The following is a 22,899-nucleotide window of genomic DNA, read 5'->3' on the forward strand; positions in this document are numbered from 1 at the left end:
CGGGCGTTCCCTGAGTACTAGTCCAGATCGGTGTTGGTGACCAGGCGGCGTGCGGCCTCCGTGATGGAGCCGGACAGCGACGGGTAGACCGCCATGGAGCCGGCGAGCTGGCGCACGGTGAGGTTGTTGGCCACGGCGATGGTCAGCGACAGGATCAGCTCGGAGGCGGTCGGCGCGACGATCACGCCGCCGAGCACCTGGCCGGAGCCCTTGCGGGCGAAGATCTTGACAAAGCCGTACTGCAGCGAGCGCATCTTCGCGCGCGGGTTGGTCGCCAGCGGCAGCTTGTAGATGTCGGCGTCGACCTCGCCGTCGCGGATCTGCTGCTCCGTCACGCCGACTGCGGCGATCTCCGGGCGGGTGAACACGGCGTTGCCCACGGTCTTCAGGCGGATCGGGGTGACACCTTCGCCGAGCGCGTGGTCCACGGCGATGCGGCCCTGCTGCGCTGCCACGGACGCCAGCGGCATCAGGTCCGTGCAGTCGCCGGCGGCGTAGATGCCGGAAACGTTAGTGCGGGAGACGCGGTCGACGTGGATGTGACCGGACGGGGTGACCTCCACGCCCGCGGCCTCCAGATTGAGGTCGGCGGTGTTCGGGATGGAGCCGATGGACATCATCACGTGCGAGCCCTCGATGGCGCGGCCGTCGGTGGTGTGCACGACCACGCCGTCGCCGGTGTTTTCCACGCGCTCCACGCGGGCGTCCTTTTCCAGCTGCACGCCGCGGTCCGCCAGCACGTCCTCGAGCACATCGGCGGCGTCGGCGTCGTCGTGAGGCAGAATGCGGTCGCGCGAGGCCACCATGGTCACCTTCACGCCGAGCTCGGCGAACGCGGAGACGAACTCCGCGCCGGTGACACCGGAGCCGACCACGATCAGGTGAGTGGGCAGATCCTTCAGGTCGTACATCTGGCGCCAGTTGAGGATGCGCTCGCCGTCCGGCTCCGCGCCCTTGAGCACGCGCGGGCTCGCGCCGACGCACACGAGCACCATGTTGCAGGTGATGGTCTCCGTCGACCCGTCCGCAGCCTCGACCTCGATGTTGTGGGTAGTGTGGCCCTTCTGCTCGTCCGCGAAGCGGGCGCGGCCCTCGATGAAGCGCACGCCGCCCTGCTCCAGCTGCGCGCGAATGTCGTCCGACTGCTTGCCGGCGAGCGACTTCACGCGCTCATTGAGCGCCAGCAGCGACAGCTTCGAATCCCCGAGCGCGTGGCTCAGTCCCATGTCGTCCGCGCGGCGCAGGTCGTTTTTGATGTTCGCGCCCGCGATAAAGCTTTTCGACGGCACGACGTCCTTCCGGATCGCTGAGCCGCCCGCGCCGCTGTCCTCGACAATGGTGATGTCCGCACCGTACTTGGACGCCATCAGCGCAGCCTCGTAGCCGCCCGGGCCTCCACCGATGATGACGATCTTCTTGGACAAAACAGCACTCCTCATGGGTCGGGTGACAGGGAACCAAACTGGGAGACAGTCTACCCAGAGAACATCTATTCTTCGCCCGGGCGGAAGTACTCCTCCACGATGGAGCCGAACAGGCGAACGCCGACGCCGAGCGCGCGCTCGTCCACGTTCAAATTGCCCTGGTGCAGATCCTGGTAATCGCCCTCCCCACTCCAGGCGCCGAGGCGCATCATCGCACCAGGCACGTGCTCGAGGTACCAGGAGAAGTCTTCCCCGCCGCTGGATTGCGGGGCGGACACCACCGACTGCGGGTCCACCGCGCGCGCTGCCTCGACGGCCAGCGCTGTCGCGGCATCGTCGTTAAGCACAGGCGGCACCCCACGGATGTAATCCAGGTGGTAGGTGCAGCCCGTCGGCGCGACAACCAGATCGATGAGGTCCGTGAGCAGGTCCTCGATCTCGCGCCAGGTGGTGATGTCTGCGGTGCGCAGCGTGCCCTCGATAAGGCCCCGCTTCGGAATCGCGTTGGCGGCGTCGCCCGCCTCCGCGTGCCCGAACACGAGCACAGTGCCGGTGCGCGGGTCCACCCGGCGCGACAACAGCCCCGGCAGCTGCGTGATCAGCGCACCCATGGCGTAGACCACGTCCGCGGTCAGTTGCGGGCGCGAGGTGTGCCCGCCGGGGCCGTGGACCTCGATGCGGATCACGTCGGAAGCCGAGGTGATCGCGCCGGTGCGCACACCGATCTCGCCGACCTTGATGTGCGGCTCAGCGTGCACGGCGTAAATGGCTCCGACGCCCTCGAGCGCGCCCCACTTGATCACGTCCAGGGCGCCGCCGCCCATGACCTCCTCCGCGGGCTGGAAGATGATGCGCACCGGGTGCTCCAACTCCACCGTGGACAGCGCGCAGGCGAGTGCCAGGGCGACGGAGGTGTGGATGTCGTGGCCGCAGGAGTGGGACACGCCCGGGTTTGAGGACGCGAAGCTCAACCCCGTCTGTTCCGGCACGCGAAGCGCGTCGATGTCCGCCCGGAACGCCAGGCGCTTGCCCTCCGCGGGCCCCAGGTCCACATATAGGCCGGTGCCCGGGAAACGCACCGGGCGCAAGCCGTAGCTCTCCAGCGTCTCCGCCAGGAAATCAGTGGTGGAGACTTCCTCGTTGGACAGCTCCGGGTGGGAGTGGATGTGGCGGCGCCAGCCGATCACGCGTTCCTGGTTTTCGCTGAACCAGCGATCCACCGCAGCGGCGATACCGGCGTTATCCACGTGCGCTCCCCTTTTTTTGTCATCTTCGGTTATCGGGTTTTGCTGACAAGAGTGTACGCGCACCTGCCGCAAAGTAGACAAAGCGGTGCGGAAGGTGTTGTTACGGTGGCTCACATGAGACCGACTACTCCCAGGAGGCCCGCGCGGAGATGGCCGACGAAGGCGTAAGCGAAGCGGACGTCGAAGCCGCCACGGGCCGCTAGAACGCCGGCGTACCCTGCGGCGCGCCGCGGCGCAGGTACGTGTCGTGGAACCGGGCGGTGTCCTGCGCGCTGCGCGGCCACTGGAACCTGATCGGCGCCGGGGCATCCATCCCAGACGCCTCAGACATCAGGAAACAGCCCTCGACGTTTTCCGCCGCGCCGGGCAGCAGCGCCGCCGGCGGCACCTGCAGCGCGGAGGCGAGCCGGTAGCACGTGCTCAAGGTGGGGTCGGCCACCTTGGAGTTGTAGTCGTTGCGCTCCAGATTCGAGATCAGCGAGCGCGACACGCCCGCCAGCTCCGCCAGGCGCGTTTGGCTCAGCCCCCGCATGAGCCGGATGGCGCGCACGCGCTCCCCCAGCCCGAGTGCGTAGCTCGCCCAGTGCGATTGCGGCAGTACTTCCCCCATGGTCTTTCCCCCGTTTACGTCGGCGCTCCCCAAAGCGGTCAACCAGTTACGCCACGCAATGTAGCGCGGGATTGACGGCGGCGCTACCGGAGGAACGTCGACAAGCTTAAAGCTCGATGTTGCGCGGGCCGTAGAGACGATCGCCCGCGTCGCCCAGACCAGGGACGATGTAGGCGTCCTCGTTGAGCGACGGGTCGATGGTGGCGGTGACCAGGCGCACCGGTCCGCCGTGGGCCTCCAGCCTGTCTACGCCCGGCTGCGCAGAAACCATGCAGATGCACGTGATGTCGTCCGCGCCGCGCTCAACCAGCAGGTCGATGGCGTGCAGCAACGAGCCGCCGGTGGCCAGCATCGGATCCACCAGGAACACGGGCTGGCCCGACAGGTCCTGCGGCAGGGCCTCCAGGTAGGGCACCGGCTCGTGGGTAGTTTCGTCGCGCGCAAGCCCGATGAAGCCCACCTGCGCGTCCGGGATCATCGACAGCGCCGGATCGACCATGCCCAGGCCCGCGCGGATGATCGGCACGATGATCGGCGGGGTGGCAAGGCGCGCGCCGCGGGCGGTGGCGACGGGGGTTTCGGTGTCGAACTCCTCCACCTTGAGGCCGCGCGCCGCTTCGTAGATGAGCATCGCACCCAGGTCCGCCAGCGCCGCACGGAACGCCGCGTTGTTGGAGCGCTTGTCGCGCATGATGGTCAGGCGGGATGCGGCAAGGGGGTGGTTGACAACCGTGATATCCATGCGGCTCATGCTAGTTCACTCCGCGGGGCGCGGAATTTTTTTGCGTCCCGAGGGAACCGGGGCGGTGTTTTTCGCGTCCAATGGCCATGACTGTTTTCCACATTGATTCCGCTGCCGTATCCGCCATGACCGAGTCGCTGCGCGACGACGCAGCACGTTTGCAATTGCTTCACGACGTTTCTGTGCCCGCCACCTGGCCCCTCGGCGAATTCAGTGCCGCGGTGAGCGAGTCCATCGCCAAAGCCAACACTGATGCAGAGGCACTGCGCGCCGAGGCCCACCGCATCGCCGAGGCGATGGACCTGGCGGTCGACGCCGCCGCGGCCGTTGACGCCTGCACCTGCCAGAAGCTGGGGGCCACGCTATGAGCTCTCTGAAACTCGATTTCGCTGGCCCCTTAACCAGTGCTGGCCTGGATGTGCACGGCACAGCCAGCATGCTGGCGAAACTGCTGCCCTTCGATATGCCGACGCTGCCGGGGTTTCGTATGCCGGATTTCACGGACTTCGACCCGCTGGCTGCGGTGGCGAACGCCTCCGGCGCTTCCCGGACGGGTGCTGCGGCGGACCTGGCGGACTACCGCGCAACGATCAGCGACGGCGTCGTGCGCGGAGGCGTGCTGATCGGCACCGCGGCCTTTGAGTTAGCCACCATCGGCGCGGAGCTCATCCGCAAAGCCGCTGCGACGCCCGCCATTGCGATCTCACCGGCGAGCTTGCTCGGCGCCGCCGCGTACGTGGCCGGGCTCATCGCCGATGCCATCAGGGACGCACTGCGGGTGCTCAACGCATTGGAGAAGGACCTCCGGCAAGTTGCGGAAACGCTCTCCTCCGCGACCGCTGCGGCTCAAAACCGAATCATGCCCGGCCCCGGCCCTGTAACCGAGAAGGCGCGCGGGGAACTGCAGCGTCTGGCCTCCCTGGTTGTGCCTCCGGCCAAGGCGGCTGCACAGCCCGCGCCGCCGGAGGTGAAGCCAGCCTCCGCCGTCGCCCCGCCACCACCGCCGGAACCTGCCGCAGCGGCCGCCCCGCCGCCGGAACCTGCTCCGGCGCAAGAGTCGGGATCCGCTGTCGGCGCAGCCGCCGTCGAAGCCGCGAAAAGCCAGATCGGCACACCGTACGTGTGGGGCGGGGCCGCACCCGGCGGGTTCGACTGCTCCGGCCTAACCTCCTGGGCGTACAAGCAGGCGGGGCTGGACATCCCGCGCGTCGCCGCGGACCAAACCGTGGGCCGGCAGGTCTCGTACGAGGAGCTGCAGCCGGGGGATCTGGTGCTGTGGTCCGGCCACGCCGCCATGTACGCGGGAGACGGGATGATGATCGAGGCGGGCAGCCCCGTGCAGCTGAACCCGGTGCGCACAGAAAATCTGGGCATGACCTTCCGCGGATTCTGGAGGCCGACCGGCTAAAGTTTCCCGCATGACTACGCGCGCGATTCTCCCCGTCAAGATCTCCCTGACCGAGGGCGACTTTTACACCCTGTGGGCACCGACCTGGAAAGAAAAGGGCAGCGAGTGGCAGGCCTTCCTCGGCGACGACCAAGCCGTGCTGGCCTTCCACTCCCCCGAGGAGCTCCTGGCCTACCTGGAAACGACCAACGCCCACGACCTGGCGGACCACCCAAAGTGGCAGGAGTTCCAGGCCCAGGGCGACGACCGCGTGGTGCCCAACGACAAGCAGTACTTCGACATCATCGGCGCACCCGAGTTCCTGGCCGGCCGCCCGAGCCACGAAAACGTCTCGCGCCTGTCGCGCGTGTTCCAGATCTCCCGCTCCCTGGCGGACGTCGCCTCCGCGGAGCAGGCGCAGATTTTCTTCGCCTCCCACTCCATCCTGGGCAACGTCAGCCGCGGCTCCGACCACTACGCAGGCGAAAACGGCCTGTCCGAGTGGTCCGGCGTCGGCCGTGTTGTGCTGGCGAACTGGGAGAATGTGGTCAAGTCGTTGGATGAGTCTGTCCGTGTCGTCGATACGCAGGAGCTCGATGCCCAGCGCGTCGCAGCCGCCGGCACCGCTATTGCCGCCGCCACCGAAGCCCGCGCCGCTGCCGCCGAGCAGGCGCGCGCGGACGAGGAGGCCCGCGCTGCCGCGGAAGACCCGTACGACTCCTCCGCGTGGGGCCGCGCCGGCATCGACCCGGTGAAGATCTCCATCCAGGGCCAGAGCGTGTACACGCTGCGCACCTACCTGCGCGGCGCCCCGGTGTTCTTGGGCAAGTACGGCGAGATCATCACCTTCCCGTCCACCAAGCACCTGGGCCGCTGGATCCTGGAAAACGACGACCACGACCTGGCTGGCGTGTCCACCTGGCAGGACCTCATCGACACCGCCAACGCCGGCGAGCTGAAGGTGGAGGTCCACCCGGACAACTCCTACTCCTTCAACGGCATCGCAGCCGACATCAACAAGGGCACCGACGCGGTGGACACCGCACAGATGTCCAAGGCTTACGAGCTGCTCGCGGATGCCGCGGACTGGGCGCAGGACGACTCGCTGAACTCCCTGCTTTTGGCCAACCCGCGCATGCAGGACTACCTGGCGTACATGCTCGGCTCCACCCGCGCCGCGGGCTACGTGCCGTCCGCGCCGTTCACCGACAAGGCGGAGGCGTGGACCGAAATGGAAAACCAGCTGATCAAGCGTTTCTCCAAGTTCTAAACCGCTTCGCCGTTGCCCCTGGGCATCCCGACATGCCGGCGAAACGTGCCACCTTTACAATTTCCAGCTATGGCAGTGGACCAGGTCGACCCCCTCATCAGCTCCATCTATCACTGGATGGACATCTCCGGCGTGCTACTGATGGGCATCATCGGCGGCACCCTGGCCCGCCAGCTCGGCTACGACATCGTGGGCTTCTTCTTCATCGCAATGCTCTCCGCCCTCGGCGGCGGCATGCTGCGCGACGTGCTGATCAACCAGGGCACCGTCGCCGCGATGAGCCAGCCGGAGTACCTCATCCTGGCGTTCACCGGCGCGCTGATCGCCCGGTTCACCTACTTCAAAGGCAAAGCGTGGGAGCTTTTGCAGTCCCACGGCGACGCGCTGGTGTCCTCCCTGTGGGCGGCCACCGGCGCCTCCAAGGCCATCCAGTACGGCCTGCCGGTTTTGCCCACGATCATGATGGGCGTGTTCACCGCCACCGGCGGCGGCATGATCCGCGACGTAGTCACGGGCCGCGAACCCAGCGTGTTCGGCGGCAACCAACCCACCGTCATCCCGGCGGTGGCGTGCGCAGTGATCATGTTGGTGAGCAACGCCACCGGCTTCCTCGCGCTCGGCATGGTCATCGGCCCTGTGGTCAGTTTCGCGCTGTTCCTCGCCGGCTACTGGGGCAACTGGCGCGTTTCCACCGACTCCGAGTTCGCGCCCGTGAACGCCACGGTGAACATGACGGCCACGCAAGTCGCGCACCTGGCCAAGAAGGCGGAGAACAAGTCGCGCGCGGTGGCCCGCGAGCTTGAGCCCACCCGTGTGCGCTCTTGGCGCCACCGGCAGATGGAGAAGGCGCTGCAGCGCCGCATCGAGTCGGAGATCCGCAAGGGCAAGCGCCCGGCGGAGGCGGTCAGCGACGCGGACGATTTCCTCACCGAGTTCACTACCCAGTTCCCCGCCATCGACGCCGAGGTGCTGGCGGAGGCCGTGGGCACCACGCCGCAGGGCGCGGCGGAAGACGAGAGCCTCTTCGACAGCATCGGCGTGGATTTGGCCGGCGATTCCTACGAGGACGAGGCCGCGGAGGAGCCGGACCCGGCCGAGACGGAGGCGATGCACGCCGACATGCTGGATATCATTCTCTCAGACGAGGCCCTCACCGACGAGCTCATCGAGCGGCTCGCGGCCCGCTACGACCAGAAGGATTCCTAGATGAAGCGTGCGCTCGCAGCTGCCACAGCATTGAGCTTTTGCTTTGCGACGGCAGCTCACGCCCAAGACGCCGAAACCCCGACCGAAGCCACCTCCTCGGCCGGCCCGACCGTCGGCTACTACGACGAGGGCGGCAACTGGGTCCCGCCCAGCCGCGGCCGCGCCCCCGACACCGACAACTGCCCGCAGGCCACCTGGCCGCCGGAGCCGGTGTCCACCTCCGAGCGCGCCGCGTCCTCCCCTTCCCCGCTGCCCGTGCTTTTCGACGGCCCCTGCGGCATAACCGCAGCCGACGGCTACCAGGTCCCCGACGGCGTGGTCGCCTCCTCCTGGCTGGTGGCCGACTTAGATTCCGGCGACGTGGTGGCGATGAAGGACCCGCACGGGCGCTACCGGCCCGCCTCGATCATCAAGGTGCTGCTTGCCCTGACCGTCATTGACGAGCTGCCGCTGGACCAGAAGGTCGAGGTCTCCGCCGAATCCGCCGGCCAGGAAGGCTCCGCCGCCGGCATCGGCGAGGGCGGCGACTACACCGTCGAAGACCTGCTCACCGGCCTGCTGCTCTCCTCGGGCAACGACTGCGCCCACGCGCTCGCCCAAGCCCTCGGCGGCGACGAGCTCGCACTCGGCAAGGTCAACGCGCTAGCCAAGAAGCTCGGCATGGCAGATACCCGCGCGACGTCGTATTCCGGCCTGGACGGCGCCGGGATGTCCACCTCCGCCTGGGACATGGGCCTGGCCTACACCGCGGCGTTCGCGGACCCCACCTTCGCCCGCATCGTCGACACGGAGCACACCACCTTCCCCGGCTTCGACGACTTGCCGGCGTTCGAGCTGTGGAACGACAACCAGCTCTACCTCAACGACCCGGACGGCATCGGCGGCAAGACCGGCTACACGGACGACGCCAACCACACGTTCGTCGGCGCCGTGAACCACGAGGGCCGCCGTCTCGTGGCGGTTGTGCTGGACACGTCGGCCTACGACCACCGCCCCTGGGAGCAGGCGCAGATGCTGTTGCACGAGGCGTATGGGGTGCGAAGCTCCGTCGCAAAGCTTGAGCCCCTCGCTGAAAAGGCCCCCGAAACGACAACGGCCGCCCCCACCCCCGCACCTGCGCCTGAGCAGGCTGGGGAGGAGACGACCTGGAACCGCTGGTGGTCCTACCTGATTTTGGCGGCCGTGCTCGCGCTTGCGGCGCTGGCCACCGCGTTTAGTCTCGGGACAGCAGAGAAACCACGCCGACGCCGATAGCGCCCAGCGCCGCGCCGACGCCCAGCGCCTTGCCCGACGGTTTGGACTCCTCCCTGCCGCGAACCGCGCCCGCGCGGACGTTGATCACGGCCGGCTCCGGCACCTCCGCCGGCGCCATCGCGAGCGACTCGTCGGTGGTGGCAGTCCACGCCGCGACGTAGAGCACCACGCGCCAGACCAAGTACAGCATGACCATCAGCGTGATGATCGGGCCGAAGATCGCACCCGCCGGGCTACCGGTGGCCGAAGAAATGACCAGGCCGGCGAACTGCTGCAGGATGGCGAAGATGACCGCGCCGAGCAGCGCGCCCTTCAAACCGGACTTCGCCGGCACCTTCGTGCGAGGCATGTACATGTTCACCCACAGCATGACCAGGAAGCTGGCCAGCACGCTGACCAGGAAGCCGACGAGCCACACCACCGCGCGGGAACCCGGGAAGTCGCCGATGCCCAGGCGGTCCATGGCGGTGCTGGTCCAGCTGGACAGGCCCACCGCGGTCACCGACGTGGCGACCAGGAACAGCACGATCAGCACGATCAAGCCGACCAGGTCCGCGAGCTTCTTGGTCACGAAGTTGCCGCCCTCATTCGCGTCCACCTTCCACATCGCGGACACGCCGACGCGCAGGTTGTTCATCCAGCCCAGGCCGGACCACAGGGTGGTGAGCAAACCGATGCCGGCCACGGCGCCGCGCTGGTCGATGGCGGTCTCGACCAGCTCGTTGACCATGTCGCCCAAGTCCCCGTCCAGGGAATTGGTGATTTGGTTTTGGATGTCGTCCATCAGATCCGGGCGGGCGTTGAGGAAGAAGCCGAGTCCTGCGAAGACCAGCATCAGCAGCGGGAACAGCGCCAGCACCGAGAAGTAGGTGATGCCGGCGGCCATCTGGTTTCCGCCTTGCGAGCCGAAACGCTCATTCATGCGCAGCACGTGGCCGGCGGCGGGAGACTTCTTCTCCACCTTCGCCTCAAAGCCGCCCTGCTGCTGCTTCGAGGCGCGCTCAATGCCGTGTTCGTCGGTGTACGCCTTGCGCGGCGCGGTCGAGGTAGCCATCGACGTCCCTTCAACTATGTGTCATTTACCAAACACATCGTAGAGGAGGCTGTGCGACGGTGACGCGAGGTGCGGGCCTAACGCTTCGGGGCGAGGAAACCGACCTTGTCGTACACGTCCGCCAGCAGCGGGGCCGCGACCTCGCGGGCTCGCTCGGCGCCACGGGCCAAGATGGATTCGAGTTCTGCGCGGTCGGACATGAGTTCGTCGAAACGTGCGCGCAGTGGCGTCGTAAAGCTTTCGAGTGCTTCTGCGGTGTCGACCTTGAGCGCACCGTAGCCCTGACCCTCGTAGCCTGCGACGATGTCGTCGATCGGCTTGCCGGTCAGCGCGGACTGGATGACCAGCAGGTTGGACACGCCCGGCTTGTTCTCCTTGTCGAAAGCGATCACGCCGTCGTTGTCGGTGACGGCGGAGCGGATGCGCTTTGCGGAGGTCTTCGGCTCGTCGAGCAGGTTGACAATGCCCTTCGGGTTCGCGCCCGACTTGGACATCTTGGAGGTGGGGTCCTGCAGGTCGTAGATCTTCGCCGCGCCCTCGACGATCATGCCCTCCGGCACGGTGAAGGTCTTGCCGTAGCGGGAATTGAAGCGCTCCGCCAGCGTGCGGGTCAGCTCCAGGTGCTGGCGCTGGTCCTCGCCCACCGGCACGAGCTGCGGGGAGTACAGGAGAATATCCGCGGCCATAAGCACCGGGTAGGTGAACAGCCCCACGGAGGTGCGGTCCTGGCCCTGCTTGGCCGACTTGTCCTTGAACTGCGTCATGCGGCTGGCCTCGCCGAAGCCGGTCAGGCACTGCAGCACCCACGTCAGCTCGGCGTGCTCGGGCACGTGCGACTGCACGAACAGGGTCGAGCGCTCCGGGTCGATGCCGAGCGCGATCAGCTGGGCGCAGCCGGCGAGGGTGCGGTGGCGCAGCTCCTCGGGGTCCTGGTCCACGGTGATGGCGTGCAGGTCCGGGATGAAGTAGAAGGCGTCGTAGCCGTCCTGCAGGTCGATCCATTGCTTCAGCGCACCGAGGTAGTTACCCAGGTGGTAGGAGTCGGCGGTGGGCTGGATTCCGGAAAGCACGCGTTGCATGGGGTTCATAGTAGTGGGCCGGTGCGGGGAGGGAACCGGTGGCGGTGCGGGCGCGTCTAACTCTTTAATGCCGTCCACAGAAGGAGTACACGTTGGCTCTTACAAAATCAGACAGACCTTGGTTGCTTACAGCGCTCGCAGTTGCTGTTTCTCTCGGATTTGCTGTCAGTAATGCAACACGTTCGGCCGAAGAAGCCTGGATGGTGCTCGACTTCGCGTCTCGCATCATCGGGCCTCTTGGAGCTGCTTGCATTGCTTGGCTCGGGGTTTCGCAAACACTCGATAACTCGCAAAAGCTGGACCGTGTTAAGGAGTGGCACACGATGCTTCGCTGGGCGACTGACATGTGCAACGCCTCGAGCGAGCGTGAAGTTGAGGCGGGGATTGCTATTCTCGATTCCATCGACAGGCAGTCGGAAATCCCTGCCGACCAGCACGAGGTAATCGACGCGATCTTGACCGCCGTGTTCCGAAATCCCAACACGCCTTTTGAGGAGCAGCGATGACAGCCCGATCCAAAGCTAGAGAAATTCAGTCTCCGAAGCCGGAGTTTTCCCGGAGCCAGATCGCCGCGGCCAAGCTCATCGTGAAGCGCGATAAGGAAGGAAAAGGCAAGGTTCCCATTACGCCGGACATTCTCCGCGCAGCATCCTTCGACCTCTAGCCATGCGCATCACCGTTCTGCAGCCCGATTCGTTCGCGCCAATGCAACGCCTCGGCCCGTGGCTCGAGCGCGCCGGCGCCACCCTGCGCACCGTCGATCTCGGGGAGCCATTGCCTATCGACGCCTCCGGCGACCCCCTCATCCTCCTCGGTGGACGCGCAGATGCGCTGGACACGCACGCCTCGCCGTGGCTACCGGCGGTGCACGAGCTGCTGCACAGCGCCTTTGAATCGGGCACGCCCGTCCTCGGCATCTGTTTGGGCCATCAGATCATCGCCGACTGTTTCGGCGGCGAAGTTTCCGTCGGCCTGGTGGCGCAGGACGAAGAAGGCGCTACGCAGGTGACGTTGACCGACGCCGGTGTGGACGATCCCCTGCTCGGCCCCCTCGGCGCAACCTTGATGGTCGAGCAATCCCACCACGACGCGGTAGTCACGCTCCCTCCCCGCGCGACGCTCCTGGCATCCAGCGAGCGCTGCCCGATCCAGGCCATGCGGCTGGGGTCGATCGTCTCGGTGCAGTTCCACCCGGAGTGCTCGCCGGAGGTTGCCGGCCAGTGGGCGGCGAACGGCGGCCACGACGGTGCCGCGGTCGAAGCAGAGCTGCTGCGCCACGACGACCATCTCACCCGCACCGGCAAAACACTCGCCGAGGGTTTCGTCGCCGCGGCCCGCGCTTAGCGCTGACGGCTCTGGTCGCCGCTGTGCCCCCGCTCTCCGTCCCCGCTCCGGCCCAAGTTCCGGCCCCCACTTCCGAGGATGCTTACTCAAGGACGCTTACTTCTCGAGTGGCGCGCTCCACAACCGCCGACCGCACTCGAGAAGTAAGCATCCTTGGGTAAGCATCTAGGCGGGGTAAGCATCCTGGGGTAAGCATCTGGGTCTGCCTGCCGGACCACGTCCCGCGTCGCAAGGAAGCCCCTTCCTAATCAGCACCACGACAAGTACGATTCAGAGTATGAACAACGGTACGAGAATCAGTGTGAGTTTGGGTCGGAACGAACTCCAAACCCTGGATAACCTCGTTTCCGAGTTGGATTTGCGTTCTCGATCTGAGGGGATGCGCGAAGCGATCCTCGCCCTCCAGCGGGAATCACTCGCTAGAGCGTATGAGGAATGCTTCTCCGACCCGGAATGGAAGAAAGAAGCTGCCCTTTGGGATTCGCTGGCTGATGAAGGGCTAGACAATGCTTCGCGGTGAAATCCGCCTCGTTGATTTCGAACCGGCGGTCGGACAGGAAGCCAACAAGACACGGCCCGCCGTGATCGTCAGCAATGACACAGCGAATCAAGGCGCAGCGATACACGGCGGAATGATCACCGCAGTACCGCTGACCTCAAACACGTCGAGAGTCTTCCCGTTTCAGACATACGTCGATGCCGAAGAGTCCGGCCTTCAAATAGACTCAAAAACTCAGCCGGAACTCATGTGTTCGGTATCGGTCATGCGAGTCGGCAGACGAGTGGGACGGCTTTCTCCCCGCCAAATGTTGGAACTCGACGAAGCTATCCGCATCCACCTCGACCTTTAACGCCCCTTACCGCTCCACCCACTCGGAGCGCAGCAGTCCGTGGCGGGAGCAGGCCGCCTCCCACGCCATCGGCGAGATCTTCACCACCATGCGGCGTTGGCACAGCGGGCAGATGCGCGGGGCATCGTAGGGGCGGGCCGGGTCGAGCGGCCAGGCGATCTCGCCGGAAAGCACTGCGTCGGCGAGATCGGTGTTGTCGGGAATCTTCATGCGCGGAGAAAACCTGTAAGAACCTACAGCGACTTGATGGTGTCGTAGAGCACGCCGTGGCCAAAGTTGGCCTTCTCGCCCACCGGGGTAATGCCCAGGTTCACGCCCGGCGTCGCGCCCTCCATCACGCGGTCGACGGCGTCACGGTCCTTCTCCATCGGGCGGCCGAAGGTGGTCAGGTAGTTGCCGCCGATGATTGCGTTGGCGCCGCCCATGAGGCCGGCTTCGGTGCCGTCGTCGCCAAGCGCGAGCTCCGTGCCACCCGCGAAGCGCAGCTGGGTGGACGGCATGGCCAGGCGGAATGCGGCGACGGCGCGCAGCGCCTCGCCCTGCGGGACCAGCGGGCGGTCCGCGAACGGGGTGCCCGGGCGCGGGTCGAGGAAGTTCATCGGCACCTCGTGCGGCTGGATTTCCGCGAGCTGCACGGCGAACTCGGCGCGCTGTTCGATGGTCTCGCCCAGGCCGATGATGCCGCCGCAGCAGGTTTCCATGCCCTCTGCCAGCACGTTTTCCAGGGTGTCCTTGCGCTCCTGCCAGGTGTGGGTGGTGACCACGTTGGGGAAGAACGACTCTGCGGTTTCGAAGTTGTGGTTGTAGCGGGACACGCCCATCTTGGCCAGCTGACGGGCCTGGTCGCGGGTGAGGATGCCCAGGGAGGCGGAAATGGAAATGTCCACCTCGTCCTGGATGGCGGTGACGGCTTCGGCGACCTGGTCGAGCAGCTGCTGTGTCGGGCCCTTCACGGCGGCGACGATGCAGAACTCGCTCGCGCCCATCTTCTCGGACTGCTTGGCGGCTTCCACCAGCTCGTTGATGTCCAGGGTCACGGCGCGCACCGGGGATTCGAACAGGCCGGACTGTGAGCAGAAGTGGCAGTCCTCGGGGCAGCCGCCCGTCTTCAGGGAAATGATGCCCTCGAGGGAGACGTCCACGCCGCAGTGCTTGATGCGCACCTGGTGCGCCAGGTCGAGCAGTTCCGGCAAGCGCTCGTCTTCGATGTTGAGGATCTGGACGAGCTCCTCCTGGTTCAGGCCCTCGCCGTTTTCCAGGGCCTTTTCGCGTGCGATGTCAAGGATGTCAGTCATTACTGGACTCCGTTCTTGGTGGTTCACGTCACAAGTAGGTGTCAGTGTAGCCCGTCCTTGAACGGTGTTCAGCATTTAGCGGTATTCAACCAAAAGTGGCGAGTGGTCGGACCACCGCTGCTCCACCGTCGGCGCCTTGTCCACCCAGGTCCGCTCGGCGCGCTCGAGCATGTTCGCGGTGGCCGCCTGCACGTCGATGCGCCAGCCCGCGTCGTTGTTGAACGCCTGCCCGCGGAACGTCCACCAGGTGTACGGCGCGTCCTCCGGGTGCAGCCTGCGCGCCACGTCGAACCACTTCGGGGAGCCATTCGCTTCTCGACGGCCCTTGGACACGTACTCCACAGCGCCCGCCCACACAGCGTCTGCCTTGACGTCTAAGTCCTGGGCTTCCTCATCCGGGAAGCAGCCGAATACCGCGTCCATGAACGCGCGCTCGTGCGGCAAGAAGCCCGACTTCTTGCGGTTGGTCTTCCAATTCTTCAGGTCCTCGCGGCGGTGGCAGATGTTCCAATCGCCGCCGATGACCATGTCCGGGTACTCGTCCGCCCACTTCTCGAGCAGCGGCTCGAACTCATCGAGGAAGCGGTACTTTTCGTCCTGCTTCGGGGTGTCGGCAGAGCCCGACGGCAGGTACAACGAGCCGACGCGGGTGCCGTCGGAAAGTGTGGCAGCGATGAAGCGTCCGGCATCTTCGAAACTGGGGATGCCGAAGGTGACGTCGTTAAGCGGAGTGCGCGACAGGATGCCCACACCCGCGCGCCCCTTCGCACCGGGGGTCTCCGCGGGGGCGACGGCGAGATGCCACCCTTCTTCGAGCGCGGGCGCCAACGCCGCGCGCGCCTGGTCGACGGTGGCGCGAACCTCCTGCATAAGCACCACATCCGCCGGGGTTTCGGCGAGCCAGGCCAGCATGCCCGGGTTGTTTTCGTTGCGGATTTTGGTGGCGGCGCGGATGCCGTTGACGTTGACCGACGCAATTGTGAGACTCATGTGTGATGACCCTAGTAGTCTGGTTGGCTGAAGTCAGACACGTTAAATCAAAGGAGCATTATGGCGAAGATCATTTGGACCCGCACCGACGAAGCGCCACTGTTGGCGACGTACTCCCTCAAGCCGATCGTGGAGGCCTTCGCTTCCCGCGCCGGCATCGACGTGGACACTGCCGACATCTCGCTGGCCGGCCGCATCCTCGCGCAGTTCCCGGACCGCCTCGGCGACAAGAAGGTCGACGACGCGCTCGCGCAGCTCGGTGAGCTGGCGAAGACGCCGGAAGCCAACATCATCAAGCTTCCGAACATCTCCGCTTCCCTGGTGCAGCTGAAGAAGGCCATCGCTGAGCTGCAGGCCGCAGGCTTTGACATCCCGGATTACGAGGACGCGCAGGAGAAGTACGACGCAGTCAAGGGCTCTGCCGTGAACCCGGTGCTGCGCGAGGGCAACTCCGACCGCCGCGCTCCGGAGGCCGTGAAGAACTTCACCAAGAAGCACCCGCACTCCATGGGCGAGTGGTCCTCCGACTCGAAGACCAACGTGGCGACGATGGACGCCGGCGACTTCCGCCACAACGAGAAGTCCGTCATCATGCCGTCCGAAGACACCCTGACCATCAAGCTGGTCAAGGCTGACGGCGGCGAGGAGGTACTCAAGGACGGCCTCAAGGTTGAGAAGGGCGAGGTCATCGACGGCACCTACATGTCCGCCCGCGCTTTGGATGAGTTCCTTTTGGACGCCGTGAAGCGCGCCAAGGACGAAGGCGTGCTCTTCTCCGCCCACCTGAAGGCCACCATGATGAAGGTCTCCGACCCGATCATCTTCGGCCACGTCGTGCGCGCATACTTCAAGGACGTCTACGACAAGTACGGCGAGGAGCTGCTGGCAGCGGGCCTGGACGGCGAGAACGGCCTCGGCGCAATTTACGAGGGCCTGTCCGAGCTGGAAAACGGAGAGGAGATCCGCGCCGCCTTCGACAAGGCTCTGCAGGACGGCCCGGCTCTGGCGCAGGTGAACTCGGCCAAGGGCATCACCAACTTGCACGTGCCATCGGACGTGATCATCGACGCTTCCATGCCGGCGATGATCCGCACCTCCGGCCACATGTGGAACGCCGATGACCAGGAGCAGGACACCCTGGCTGTGATCCCGGATTCCTCCTACGCCGGTGTGTACCAGACGGTTATCGACGACTGCCGCGCAAATGGCGCCTACGATCCGACCACCATGGGCACCGTCCCGAACGTCGGCCTGATGGCCAAGAAGGCTGAGGAGTACGGCTCCCACGACAAGACCTTCAAGGTCCCGGCCGACGGCAAGGTTCAGGTTGTCAACGCTGCCGGCGACGTGCTGATCGAGCACGACGTCGAGGCCGGCGACATCTGGCGCGCATGCCAGACCAAGGACGCCCCGATCCAGGACTGGGTCAAGCTGGCCGTCAACCGCGCACGCCTGTCCGGCATGAAGACCATCTTCTGGCTGGATGAGGAGCGCGCCCACGACCGCAACCTCATCGAGCTGGTGAACAAGTACCTGGCCGACCACGACACCGAGGGCCTGGACATCTCCATCGCCTCCCCGGTCGAGGCCACCAAGACCTCCGTGGAGCGCATCCGCCGCGGCGAGGACACCATCTCTGTGACCGGCAACGTCCTGCGTGACTACAACACGGACTTGTTCCCGATCCTCGAGCTGGGCACCTCCGCAAAGATGCTCTCCGTGGTCCCGCTGATGGCTGGCGGCGGCCTGTTCGAGACCGGTGCCGGCGGCTCCGCCCCGAAGCACGTCCAGCAGGTCCAGGAAGAAAACCACCTGCGATGGGACTCCCTCGGCGAGTACCTCGCGCTGGCTGAGTCCTTCCGCCACGAGAAGAACACTAACGGCAACGAGCGCGCCGGCGTTCTCGCCGCCGCGCTGGACAAGGCTACCGAGAAGCTTCTCGACGAAGGCAAGTCCCCGTCGCGCAAGGTGAACGAGATCGACGACCGCGGCTCCCACTTCTGGCTCTCCCTGTTCTGGGCAGAGGCGCTGGCAGCCCAGTCCGACGACGCCGAGCTGGCCGAGGTCTTCGGCCCGATCGCGAAGGACCTGCGCGACAACGCCGATGTGATTGACAAGGAGCTCCTGGACGCCCAGGGCAACGCTGCCGACCTCGGCGGTTACTACTGGCCGGACGAGGAGAAGACCTCGGCGGTCATGCGCCCGTCCGCAACCTTCAACAAGATCATCGACGAACTGGAGAAGTAGCTCGCTGATCTAAAAAACGGCCGGCCAGTGTCGGGGTTTCGCGCCCCGGCACCGGCCGTTTTTTGTTTGGTCAGGCTGGGCAGCGCTGTGCCCAGCCCAGTACCTCCGCCCCATTTACCGCAAACGCTTACCCGAGGAACTAGACCACCTACATCAGATCAGAAGCACGATTCTTTCTGGCCCCGTACATTCACACTCTTTCTTGCTCCGTAACCGAAAAAGGGCGCCAGCACAGGCCTAGAACCCCTTTAAAAACTCCCTTACCTGCGGAATCGTTTTCTTGCCTGTTTCTTGCTTCTGGGGGATACTTGAGGCATGTCACCACTTAATTCCACCCCGGAGCCTCAACTCATCGCTAAAATCCAGCGATTCCTCGATTTGCCTGCGGAGCTCCCTTGGCTGGAGTTTAAGGAAAACAGCACCACGACCGGCCCGGAAATTGCCAGGTATGTGTGCGCTTTAGGCAACTCAGCTCGTCTTCATGATGAACCAGCAGGTTACCTGATCTGGGGTGTAAGTGATACGCATGAAATCGTAGGCACTTCGTTCCAATGGGAGATAACGAAAGGCAAAGGCAACGAAGACCTATTCCCTTGGTTGCAGCGTGTAGTCTCCCCCACGCCGACGATCTCCTTCGAATCGGTCACAATCGAAAATAGAACCGTCGTACTCCTCCGGATTCCGGCTGCCCTTTCGGCCCCTTATGCCTACGATGGGACCCGTTACTTCCGACAGGGCAGCTACACAAAAAACTTAATGGACTTTCCAGATCGTGAACGCGAGTTGTGGAGGAAACTCAACCAGTTCGAGTTTGAAACCAGCAACGCCGCGGAAGGCCTCGAACCCGAAGAGATCACCTCCCTTCTCTCCTCCGACGCTTTCTTTATCAACCGGCCCGAACTGCCACGCAATGTTGGTGGCGCCCTCATCGACACAATGCGAGCAGCGGAGGCGATTACATACTCCCACGAATTGGGCTGGTGTATTCCTGCTTGGTCTGCTCTGATGTACGCGCGCTCACTCAAATCCTTCCCACACCTCGCCGGCTTAGCCCCTCGCGTGATGCACTTCGGTGACACATCGCGGACGCAACTCCAACGAGAATGGGAGTTTGACGAGGGATACGCCGCCTCGTTTAGCGAGATCGTGACCTTGGTGAACACGTTAAAACCCGGTGGAGAGACTATCGATCCAAGCGGACGCCGAATTGAAACCCCGCTGCTGCCCACTGTGGCATTTCGCGAAGTATTTGCGAATGCGCTCATGCACCAGGATCTGGAACAGCGCGGTCAGTACTTGACCGTTGAGATTTTCAGCGACCGCGTGGAAGTAACCAATCCTGGTACACCGTTGGTCGATCCTCAACGTTTTATTGACTCGGCTTCTACCACTCGTAATGCACACCTCGGCGAAGCACTTCGCCTCGCACACTTCGTAGAGCAACGCGGAAGCGGCTGGGACAAGATCGTTGCGTCGCTGGAAAAAGAGCACTTTCCACCGGCACTCATTCGCGCAAACGGCACAACCACCGTCACACTGAGCGCCTACCGCCCCTTCAACCTAATGACTACGGATGAAAAGATCGAAGCCATCTACCAGCATGCGTGCCTCGGGTTTCTGGATAATCGCGCTATTACTAACGCATCAATACGGCATCGCTTCGGACTCAGGGATTCGCAGGCCTCCCAGGCGACCCGACTTATTAACGCCACGGTAGACAAAGGCCTCATCCGGCTCTACGACCCGGATGCCGGACCACGCAACCGCCGTTATGTCCCTTTCTGGGCTGAGTAGTTTTCTTGCTCCGTAACCGAAAAAGGGCGCCAGCACAGGCTTAGAACCCCTTTACAAACTCCCCTACCTGCGGAAATGTTTTATTGCCTGTTTCTTGCTTCTCGGGCGCGTTTTAGGTTGGATCCGCCTCTCCGGCTCCGAGGCGTCGAAGCCGACAACCTCCCCGGCGTTGCGCAGGCGATGGCGAGCCCGTTCATGGTGACCTGGATCGTCTTGGGTACGAGGAAGGTCTCGCCACCGGCGTTAGCCGGCTGGGAAGCGCTGTGCCCGACCGAGACAACCGCGTTGATCAGCCCAGTCTCGCCTTCCATCCCCAAACGCCACCCCTCCCGTAGTCTCTGGGTGCTGCCTACGCGTCACCAAACGACTGCGCATCCGACAAGTACAGGGGTGACGCTCGATCCCAGCTATATTTTTCCGCTACATCAGAGCTCCACTACCTCATCTGAATTATTGGAAATAAACGCAGAATGGGTGGCTACGACGACTACTGCGCCTTTCTGAGCAAAATGGCGTAGATGTTTGAGAACGAGTTGCGCATTTGCTTTATCGAGGGCTCCGGTTGGCTCATCTGCTAACACTATTTTCGGCTGCGCGAGAATGAGTCGTGCCAAAGCGATGCGTTGTTGTTCACCACCAGAAAGTTCGCTCACCGTTCGCTTCTCGGATCCGCCAAGTCCGACTTCATTCAGCGCCGACTCCATTGTTTCGCGGGAGACGCGGGGGACAGCGATCTTGATGTTCTCCATCACAGAGAGATCGGAGACCAAACCGTAGTCCTGAAACAGATATCCGACGTTTGATCGCCGAAATTTGCGACGTGCGCGCGAATTCATAGATGCGATGTCGAGCCCCTCGAACTCGATCGTCCCCGAATCCGGCGTGGTCAGCCCACCTAACATATTGAGCAAGGTTGTCTTGCCGCTGCCGGAGGGCCCTGTGAGCGCCGTGATTCGACCTGCCCTAAACGTGGCTGTGAAAGCTTGCAAAACCGTCCGCTCGCCAAATGCGCAGGATACGTTGCTTACCTGAATTGTCATTGCGGTTCCCTACCTCCTCTTGCATCCCACCGCGAAGCAGCTTTGAGCATCAACCCCACAGAAACCATGAACCATACTGCGCCGAAACCTACTACTGCGACGATGGTGGATGGCGACCATTGATTTTCAAACCCGATACTCCAGGTTGACGGCACGCGGCTCTCGGCTTGAATCCAATGATCGCGAACCTTATAAAGCAGCCAACCAATCGTGGCTAGGAAGAATGCAACTTCGATAGCTACTGCTTCTTTTGCAACCCACCAAGGGCTTCGCCCACAAACATAGGCAACGTGGATTTTGCGCCGGTAGGTGACGCGAAAAGTAAGGACCGTGGCTCCGACCAAGACCGTCACAAGCAGGACTGATGCAAAACCATTCAGCCCCCACAGAGCCACATTCTGCTCGGCGGTGCGAATGCTCGCCTGCCATGAGTCTTCACGCGGTCTAAAGAAAGCAAGTGAGTTCCCGGTAGCACCCTTCAACATTTGCGAAGGCACGTCAGGGGAGACAGTTAGAAGGACTTGCTGGGATACCTTTGACATCAAGTTGTGGTCGCCCAACGGAGCGAGGCCACGCGGGAGTATGACGAGAATCGGGTTATCGAGTTGCGGACGGTAGTTAACGTCATAGGTGAATACCGAGCCTAAGCTGCAACCGTCCCGCCACTCTATGTCGGGCGCTGGTTCATTGGCATAGCCGGCCTCGAACTCGAGCGAATCCTCGATCACGTTTCTCGAGTGCACAGACAACTCTCCCGGCGAGCAGACCGTCACTACAGCACCATCCAGCATCGACACTCCCGCCTGTCGCGCGAATTCCTGGTTCGCTAATAGAACTGGTGCCTCTAGTTCCACGGGCCATGTAATCCAATAAGGATCAACGAGGAGTACGTCTCCCGCCTCGTCGGCAACCCGGAATGGCGCTGCGGTCTCTGTATCTGACCAGTCTTCGAAGGCCGTGTTGACGTTCAACGCCAACTCTTGCGGCCCACGGTGCGCATCCCACATCCCCTGCAAGCGGTGACGCGCCTCGAGTTCCGCAGAAAACCCAACCAAGGTTGCGACCACACTGAGCGCAGCAACCAGGGTCACTCCGCGGACTGCAGTCAGGGCATATAGCATTGGCCGCGCGTGGATCTTGCCCTTGATGGATTGCGGTATCGATGTCCTGCGAACCAGAAACTGCCCACCTAGGTAGCCAACGAGCAAACACACAGACAGAATCACGCTGATCGTGAAATACATTCTCCAAAATACCCAGCTCTCCGCCCACCCGTTGTAGACATAAAGAAGGCCAGCAACAATCAGGGGGCTTCCGAGGTAGGCGATCGTAAGCGCAACGCTTTGGCGCTGAATTTCAATACGGGTCGTTTCTGCGACGCTGAGTCCAAGCAGTCGATGAACACCGACCTCCCGCGAGCGGGCAAGGACATGGCCCGCGCCTAGCACCAGACACAGGAGCACAGATAGGATCAGCAGAATGGGAATTGCCGAAGATGCAAAGATTTCGGAGAAGTAACTGGTAAGAGGCTCCGCGTCGAGCCCCTGTTCGGCTAACCACCGCAGCAAGTGTTGCTCGTCCGTCGCAGACCCTTTGATATGGAGAGGTTGCCTTGGATCAGAGTATGGAAAGTCTTCCAGCGGATAAAATATGTCAACTTCCCCACGTTCAAAGCGCGGCCGTTCCATCCGACCGCCGTCAGGCGGAAGCGAGGATGAGTAGACTCGTTGCTCACCACCAGAGACAGCGAGCGACGAGTAGTTAATCGCGATATCGAAGTCATTGCTTCGCGCAAACTCGGCCAGCTCGGTATAGAAACTCGCACGCTCCGAAGCGGTGCGATCTGATTCCACCTGTACCCCGTACTCACCCAGGTGGCCATCGATCGCTGAGTAAAGCCTCGCGCCGAGGAAAGCCACGGTAGTCGCCAGAATGGCCGTGGCGAATATCCCCACGGCTAATAGGCCTGATTTCAGAAGAGACATGCTCTAGCCCACATCTGTAGAGCCATGACGAACTCCGTTGTGAAAGTAGTGGCCGTCGATGTTAGCCGTCGTCGCCACAG

Annotated in this window: 23 protein-coding genes; 12 read left to right on the forward strand and 11 right to left on the reverse strand. The window is 63.7% G+C overall.

Translation table 11 applies throughout. The features are described from left to right. Positions 1–17: 17 nt before the first annotated feature. The 4 genes from MHX64_RS01875 to upp all read right to left on the reverse strand — a co-directional run bounded on the left by MHX64_RS01875 (position 18) and on the right by upp (position 4,023). Complete coding sequence (locus MHX64_RS01875; RefSeq protein WP_370642116.1) at positions 18–1,424, reverse strand: NAD(P)H-quinone dehydrogenase; 1,407 nt, start codon at positions 1,422–1,424, stop codon at positions 18–20. A gap of 65 nt (positions 1,425–1,489) precedes the next feature. Continuing rightward, a complete protein-coding gene (locus MHX64_RS01880; protein ID WP_239357044.1) occupies positions 1,490–2,671 on the reverse strand; it encodes an amidohydrolase in 1,182 nt (393 codons plus the stop codon). A gap of 199 nt (positions 2,672–2,870) precedes the next feature. Further along, the gene (locus MHX64_RS01885; protein ID WP_239357045.1) at positions 2,871–3,281 is read right to left on the reverse strand and encodes a helix-turn-helix domain-containing protein; all 411 of its coding nucleotides are present in this window, start codon (positions 3,279–3,281) and stop codon (positions 2,871–2,873) included. 106 nt (positions 3,282–3,387) lie between these two features. Continuing rightward, a complete protein-coding gene (upp, locus tag MHX64_RS01890) occupies positions 3,388–4,023 on the reverse strand; it encodes a uracil phosphoribosyltransferase (protein WP_239357046.1) in 636 nt (211 codons plus the stop codon). Between the two features lie 86 nt (positions 4,024–4,109). Between upp and MHX64_RS01895 the strand changes: the two genes are divergently transcribed. The 5 genes from MHX64_RS01895 (at position 4,110) to MHX64_RS01915 (ending at position 9,140) form a co-directional block, all read left to right on the forward strand. Further along, complete coding sequence (locus MHX64_RS01895; protein ID WP_181889909.1) at positions 4,110–4,391, forward strand: hypothetical protein; 282 nt, start codon at positions 4,110–4,112, stop codon at positions 4,389–4,391. Further along, complete coding sequence (locus tag MHX64_RS01900; protein ID WP_239357047.1) at positions 4,388–5,431, forward strand: C40 family peptidase; 1,044 nt, start codon at positions 4,388–4,390, stop codon at positions 5,429–5,431. The genes MHX64_RS01895 and MHX64_RS01900 overlap by 4 nt, the downstream gene beginning before the upstream one ends. Before the next feature lie 10 nt (positions 5,432–5,441). After that, positions 5,442–6,680 carry a hypothetical protein gene (locus MHX64_RS01905; RefSeq protein WP_181889908.1) on the forward strand — a complete coding sequence of 413 codons (1,239 nt, stop codon included), beginning with the start codon at positions 5,442–5,444 and terminating at the stop codon, positions 6,678–6,680. Between the two features lie 69 nt (positions 6,681–6,749). Further along, on the forward strand, positions 6,750–7,886 hold the full coding sequence (locus MHX64_RS01910) for a trimeric intracellular cation channel family protein (RefSeq protein WP_239307271.1): 1,137 nt from the start codon (positions 6,750–6,752) through the stop codon (positions 7,884–7,886). Then, on the forward strand, positions 7,887–9,140 hold the full coding sequence (locus MHX64_RS01915) for a D-alanyl-D-alanine carboxypeptidase family protein (RefSeq protein ID WP_239357048.1): 1,254 nt from the start codon (positions 7,887–7,889) through the stop codon (positions 9,138–9,140). Here the strand turns inward: MHX64_RS01915 and MHX64_RS01920 are convergent. After that, the gene (locus MHX64_RS01920; RefSeq protein ID WP_239357049.1) at positions 9,100–10,194 is read right to left on the reverse strand and encodes a YhjD/YihY/BrkB family envelope integrity protein; all 1,095 of its coding nucleotides are present in this window, start codon (positions 10,192–10,194) and stop codon (positions 9,100–9,102) included. The two genes, MHX64_RS01915 and MHX64_RS01920, sit on opposite strands and share 41 nt — an antisense overlap. A 77-nt stretch (positions 10,195–10,271) precedes the next feature. Then, positions 10,272–11,282 (reverse strand): tryptophan--tRNA ligase, encoded by a 1,011-nt coding sequence (trpS, locus tag MHX64_RS01925; protein WP_181889904.1) that lies wholly within the window; start codon positions 11,280–11,282, stop codon positions 10,272–10,274. A gap of 83 nt (positions 11,283–11,365) precedes the next feature. Here trpS and MHX64_RS01930 point away from each other — a divergent pair, with 83 nt between their 5' ends. The 5 genes from MHX64_RS01930 to MHX64_RS01950 all read left to right on the forward strand — a co-directional run bounded on the left by MHX64_RS01930 (position 11,366) and on the right by MHX64_RS01950 (position 13,468). Then, positions 11,366–11,779 (forward strand): hypothetical protein, encoded by a 414-nt coding sequence (locus MHX64_RS01930; RefSeq protein WP_143339012.1) that lies wholly within the window; start codon positions 11,366–11,368, stop codon positions 11,777–11,779. Continuing rightward, positions 11,776–11,937, forward strand: coding sequence for an RNA helicase (locus MHX64_RS01935; protein WP_101494221.1), 162 nt, complete (start codon positions 11,776–11,778; stop codon positions 11,935–11,937). Before MHX64_RS01930 ends, MHX64_RS01935 begins: the two co-directional genes overlap by 4 nt. 2 nt (positions 11,938–11,939) lie before the next feature. Beyond that, positions 11,940–12,617, forward strand: a complete 678-nt coding sequence (locus MHX64_RS01940; RefSeq protein ID WP_239357051.1) for a type 1 glutamine amidotransferase — start codon at positions 11,940–11,942, stop codon at positions 12,615–12,617. Between the two features lie 277 nt (positions 12,618–12,894). Continuing rightward, positions 12,895–13,137 (forward strand): CopG family ribbon-helix-helix protein, encoded by a 243-nt coding sequence (locus MHX64_RS01945; protein ID WP_239307275.1) that lies wholly within the window; start codon positions 12,895–12,897, stop codon positions 13,135–13,137. Further along, positions 13,124–13,468 carry a type II toxin-antitoxin system PemK/MazF family toxin gene (locus MHX64_RS01950; RefSeq protein ID WP_239357053.1) on the forward strand — a complete coding sequence of 115 codons (345 nt, stop codon included), beginning with the start codon at positions 13,124–13,126 and terminating at the stop codon, positions 13,466–13,468. Before MHX64_RS01945 ends, MHX64_RS01950 begins: the two co-directional genes overlap by 14 nt. Before the next feature lie 6 nt (positions 13,469–13,474). On the opposite strand, the gene MHX64_RS01955 is transcribed toward MHX64_RS01950, so the two are convergent. The 3 genes from MHX64_RS01955 to MHX64_RS01965 form a co-directional block, all read right to left on the reverse strand. Then, positions 13,475–13,678 carry a hypothetical protein gene (locus MHX64_RS01955; RefSeq protein WP_239307277.1) on the reverse strand — a complete coding sequence of 68 codons (204 nt, stop codon included), beginning with the start codon at positions 13,676–13,678 and terminating at the stop codon, positions 13,475–13,477. 23 nt (positions 13,679–13,701) lie between these two features. Continuing rightward, positions 13,702–14,763 carry a biotin synthase BioB gene (gene bioB, locus MHX64_RS01960; protein ID WP_239357055.1) on the reverse strand — a complete coding sequence of 354 codons (1,062 nt, stop codon included), beginning with the start codon at positions 14,761–14,763 and terminating at the stop codon, positions 13,702–13,704. 75 nt (positions 14,764–14,838) lie between these two features. Next, complete coding sequence (locus tag MHX64_RS01965) at positions 14,839–15,753, reverse strand: exodeoxyribonuclease III (RefSeq protein WP_239357056.1); 915 nt, start codon at positions 15,751–15,753, stop codon at positions 14,839–14,841. Positions 15,754–15,813: 60 nt separating this feature from the next. On the opposite strand from MHX64_RS01965, the gene MHX64_RS01970 reads away from it, so the two are divergent. Both MHX64_RS01970 and MHX64_RS01975 read left to right on the forward strand, forming a co-directional pair. Further along, positions 15,814–18,000, forward strand: a complete 2,187-nt coding sequence (locus tag MHX64_RS01970) for an NADP-dependent isocitrate dehydrogenase (RefSeq protein ID WP_239357057.1) — start codon at positions 15,814–15,816, stop codon at positions 17,998–18,000. A gap of 315 nt (positions 18,001–18,315) precedes the next feature. Continuing rightward, on the forward strand, positions 18,316–19,794 hold the full coding sequence (locus MHX64_RS01975; RefSeq protein WP_239357058.1) for an RNA-binding domain-containing protein: 1,479 nt from the start codon (positions 18,316–18,318) through the stop codon (positions 19,792–19,794). Positions 19,795–20,219: 425 nt separating this feature from the next. On the opposite strand, the gene ccmA is transcribed toward MHX64_RS01975, so the two are convergent. Continuing rightward, entirely contained in the window at positions 20,220–20,834 is a 615-nt protein-coding gene (gene ccmA / locus MHX64_RS01980) for a heme ABC exporter ATP-binding protein CcmA (protein WP_181889886.1), read from the reverse strand. Next, a complete protein-coding gene (locus tag MHX64_RS01985; RefSeq protein ID WP_181889885.1) occupies positions 20,831–22,819 on the reverse strand; it encodes a hypothetical protein in 1,989 nt (662 codons plus the stop codon). The genes ccmA and MHX64_RS01985 overlap by 4 nt, the downstream gene beginning before the upstream one ends. Positions 22,820–22,899 lie beyond the last annotated feature (80 nt).

Source organism: Corynebacterium sp. ACRPZ, assembly GCF_022346205.1.
In the GTDB taxonomy this organism is placed as follows: Bacteria; Actinomycetota; Actinomycetes; order Mycobacteriales; family Mycobacteriaceae; genus Corynebacterium; species Corynebacterium lehmanniae.

Excerpts from the sequence above, each read along its gene's own strand:
- upp (WP_239357046.1), bottom strand. The coding sequence starts at position 4,023 with ATGGATATCACGGTTGTCAACCACCCCCTTGCCGCATCCCGCCTGACC.
- MHX64_RS01950 (WP_239357053.1), top strand. The coding sequence starts at position 13,124 with ATGCTTCGCGGTGAAATCCGCCTCGTTGATTTCGAACCGGCGGTCGGA.
- MHX64_RS01915 (WP_239357048.1), top strand. The coding sequence starts at position 7,887 with ATGAAGCGTGCGCTCGCAGCTGCCACAGCATTGAGCTTTTGCTTTGCG.
- MHX64_RS01885 (WP_239357045.1), bottom strand. The coding sequence starts at position 3,281 with ATGGGGGAAGTACTGCCGCAATCGCACTGGGCGAGCTACGCACTCGGG.
- MHX64_RS01970 (WP_239357057.1), top strand. The coding sequence starts at position 15,814 with ATGGCGAAGATCATTTGGACCCGCACCGACGAAGCGCCACTGTTGGCG.
- MHX64_RS01905 (WP_181889908.1), top strand. The coding sequence starts at position 5,442 with ATGACTACGCGCGCGATTCTCCCCGTCAAGATCTCCCTGACCGAGGGC.
- MHX64_RS01965 (WP_239357056.1), bottom strand. The coding sequence starts at position 15,753 with ATGAGTCTCACAATTGCGTCGGTCAACGTCAACGGCATCCGCGCCGCC.
- bioB (WP_239357055.1), bottom strand. The coding sequence starts at position 14,763 with ATGACTGACATCCTTGACATCGCACGCGAAAAGGCCCTGGAAAACGGC.
- MHX64_RS01935 (WP_101494221.1), top strand. The coding sequence starts at position 11,776 with ATGACAGCCCGATCCAAAGCTAGAGAAATTCAGTCTCCGAAGCCGGAG.
- MHX64_RS01955 (WP_239307277.1), bottom strand. The coding sequence starts at position 13,678 with ATGAAGATTCCCGACAACACCGATCTCGCCGACGCAGTGCTTTCCGGC.
- trpS (WP_181889904.1), bottom strand. The coding sequence starts at position 11,282 with ATGAACCCCATGCAACGCGTGCTTTCCGGAATCCAGCCCACCGCCGAC.
- ccmA (WP_181889886.1), bottom strand. The coding sequence starts at position 20,834 with ATGACAATTCAGGTAAGCAACGTATCCTGCGCATTTGGCGAGCGGACG.
- MHX64_RS01920 (WP_239357049.1), bottom strand. The coding sequence starts at position 10,194 with ATGGCTACCTCGACCGCGCCGCGCAAGGCGTACACCGACGAACACGGC.
- MHX64_RS01945 (WP_239307275.1), top strand. The coding sequence starts at position 12,895 with ATGAACAACGGTACGAGAATCAGTGTGAGTTTGGGTCGGAACGAACTC.
- MHX64_RS01985 (WP_181889885.1), bottom strand. The coding sequence starts at position 22,819 with ATGTCTCTTCTGAAATCAGGCCTATTAGCCGTGGGGATATTCGCCACG.
- MHX64_RS01940 (WP_239357051.1), top strand. The coding sequence starts at position 11,940 with ATGCGCATCACCGTTCTGCAGCCCGATTCGTTCGCGCCAATGCAACGC.
- MHX64_RS01900 (WP_239357047.1), top strand. The coding sequence starts at position 4,388 with ATGAGCTCTCTGAAACTCGATTTCGCTGGCCCCTTAACCAGTGCTGGC.
- MHX64_RS01975 (WP_239357058.1), top strand. The coding sequence starts at position 18,316 with ATGTCACCACTTAATTCCACCCCGGAGCCTCAACTCATCGCTAAAATC.
- MHX64_RS01910 (WP_239307271.1), top strand. The coding sequence starts at position 6,750 with ATGGCAGTGGACCAGGTCGACCCCCTCATCAGCTCCATCTATCACTGG.
- MHX64_RS01895 (WP_181889909.1), top strand. The coding sequence starts at position 4,110 with ATGACTGTTTTCCACATTGATTCCGCTGCCGTATCCGCCATGACCGAG.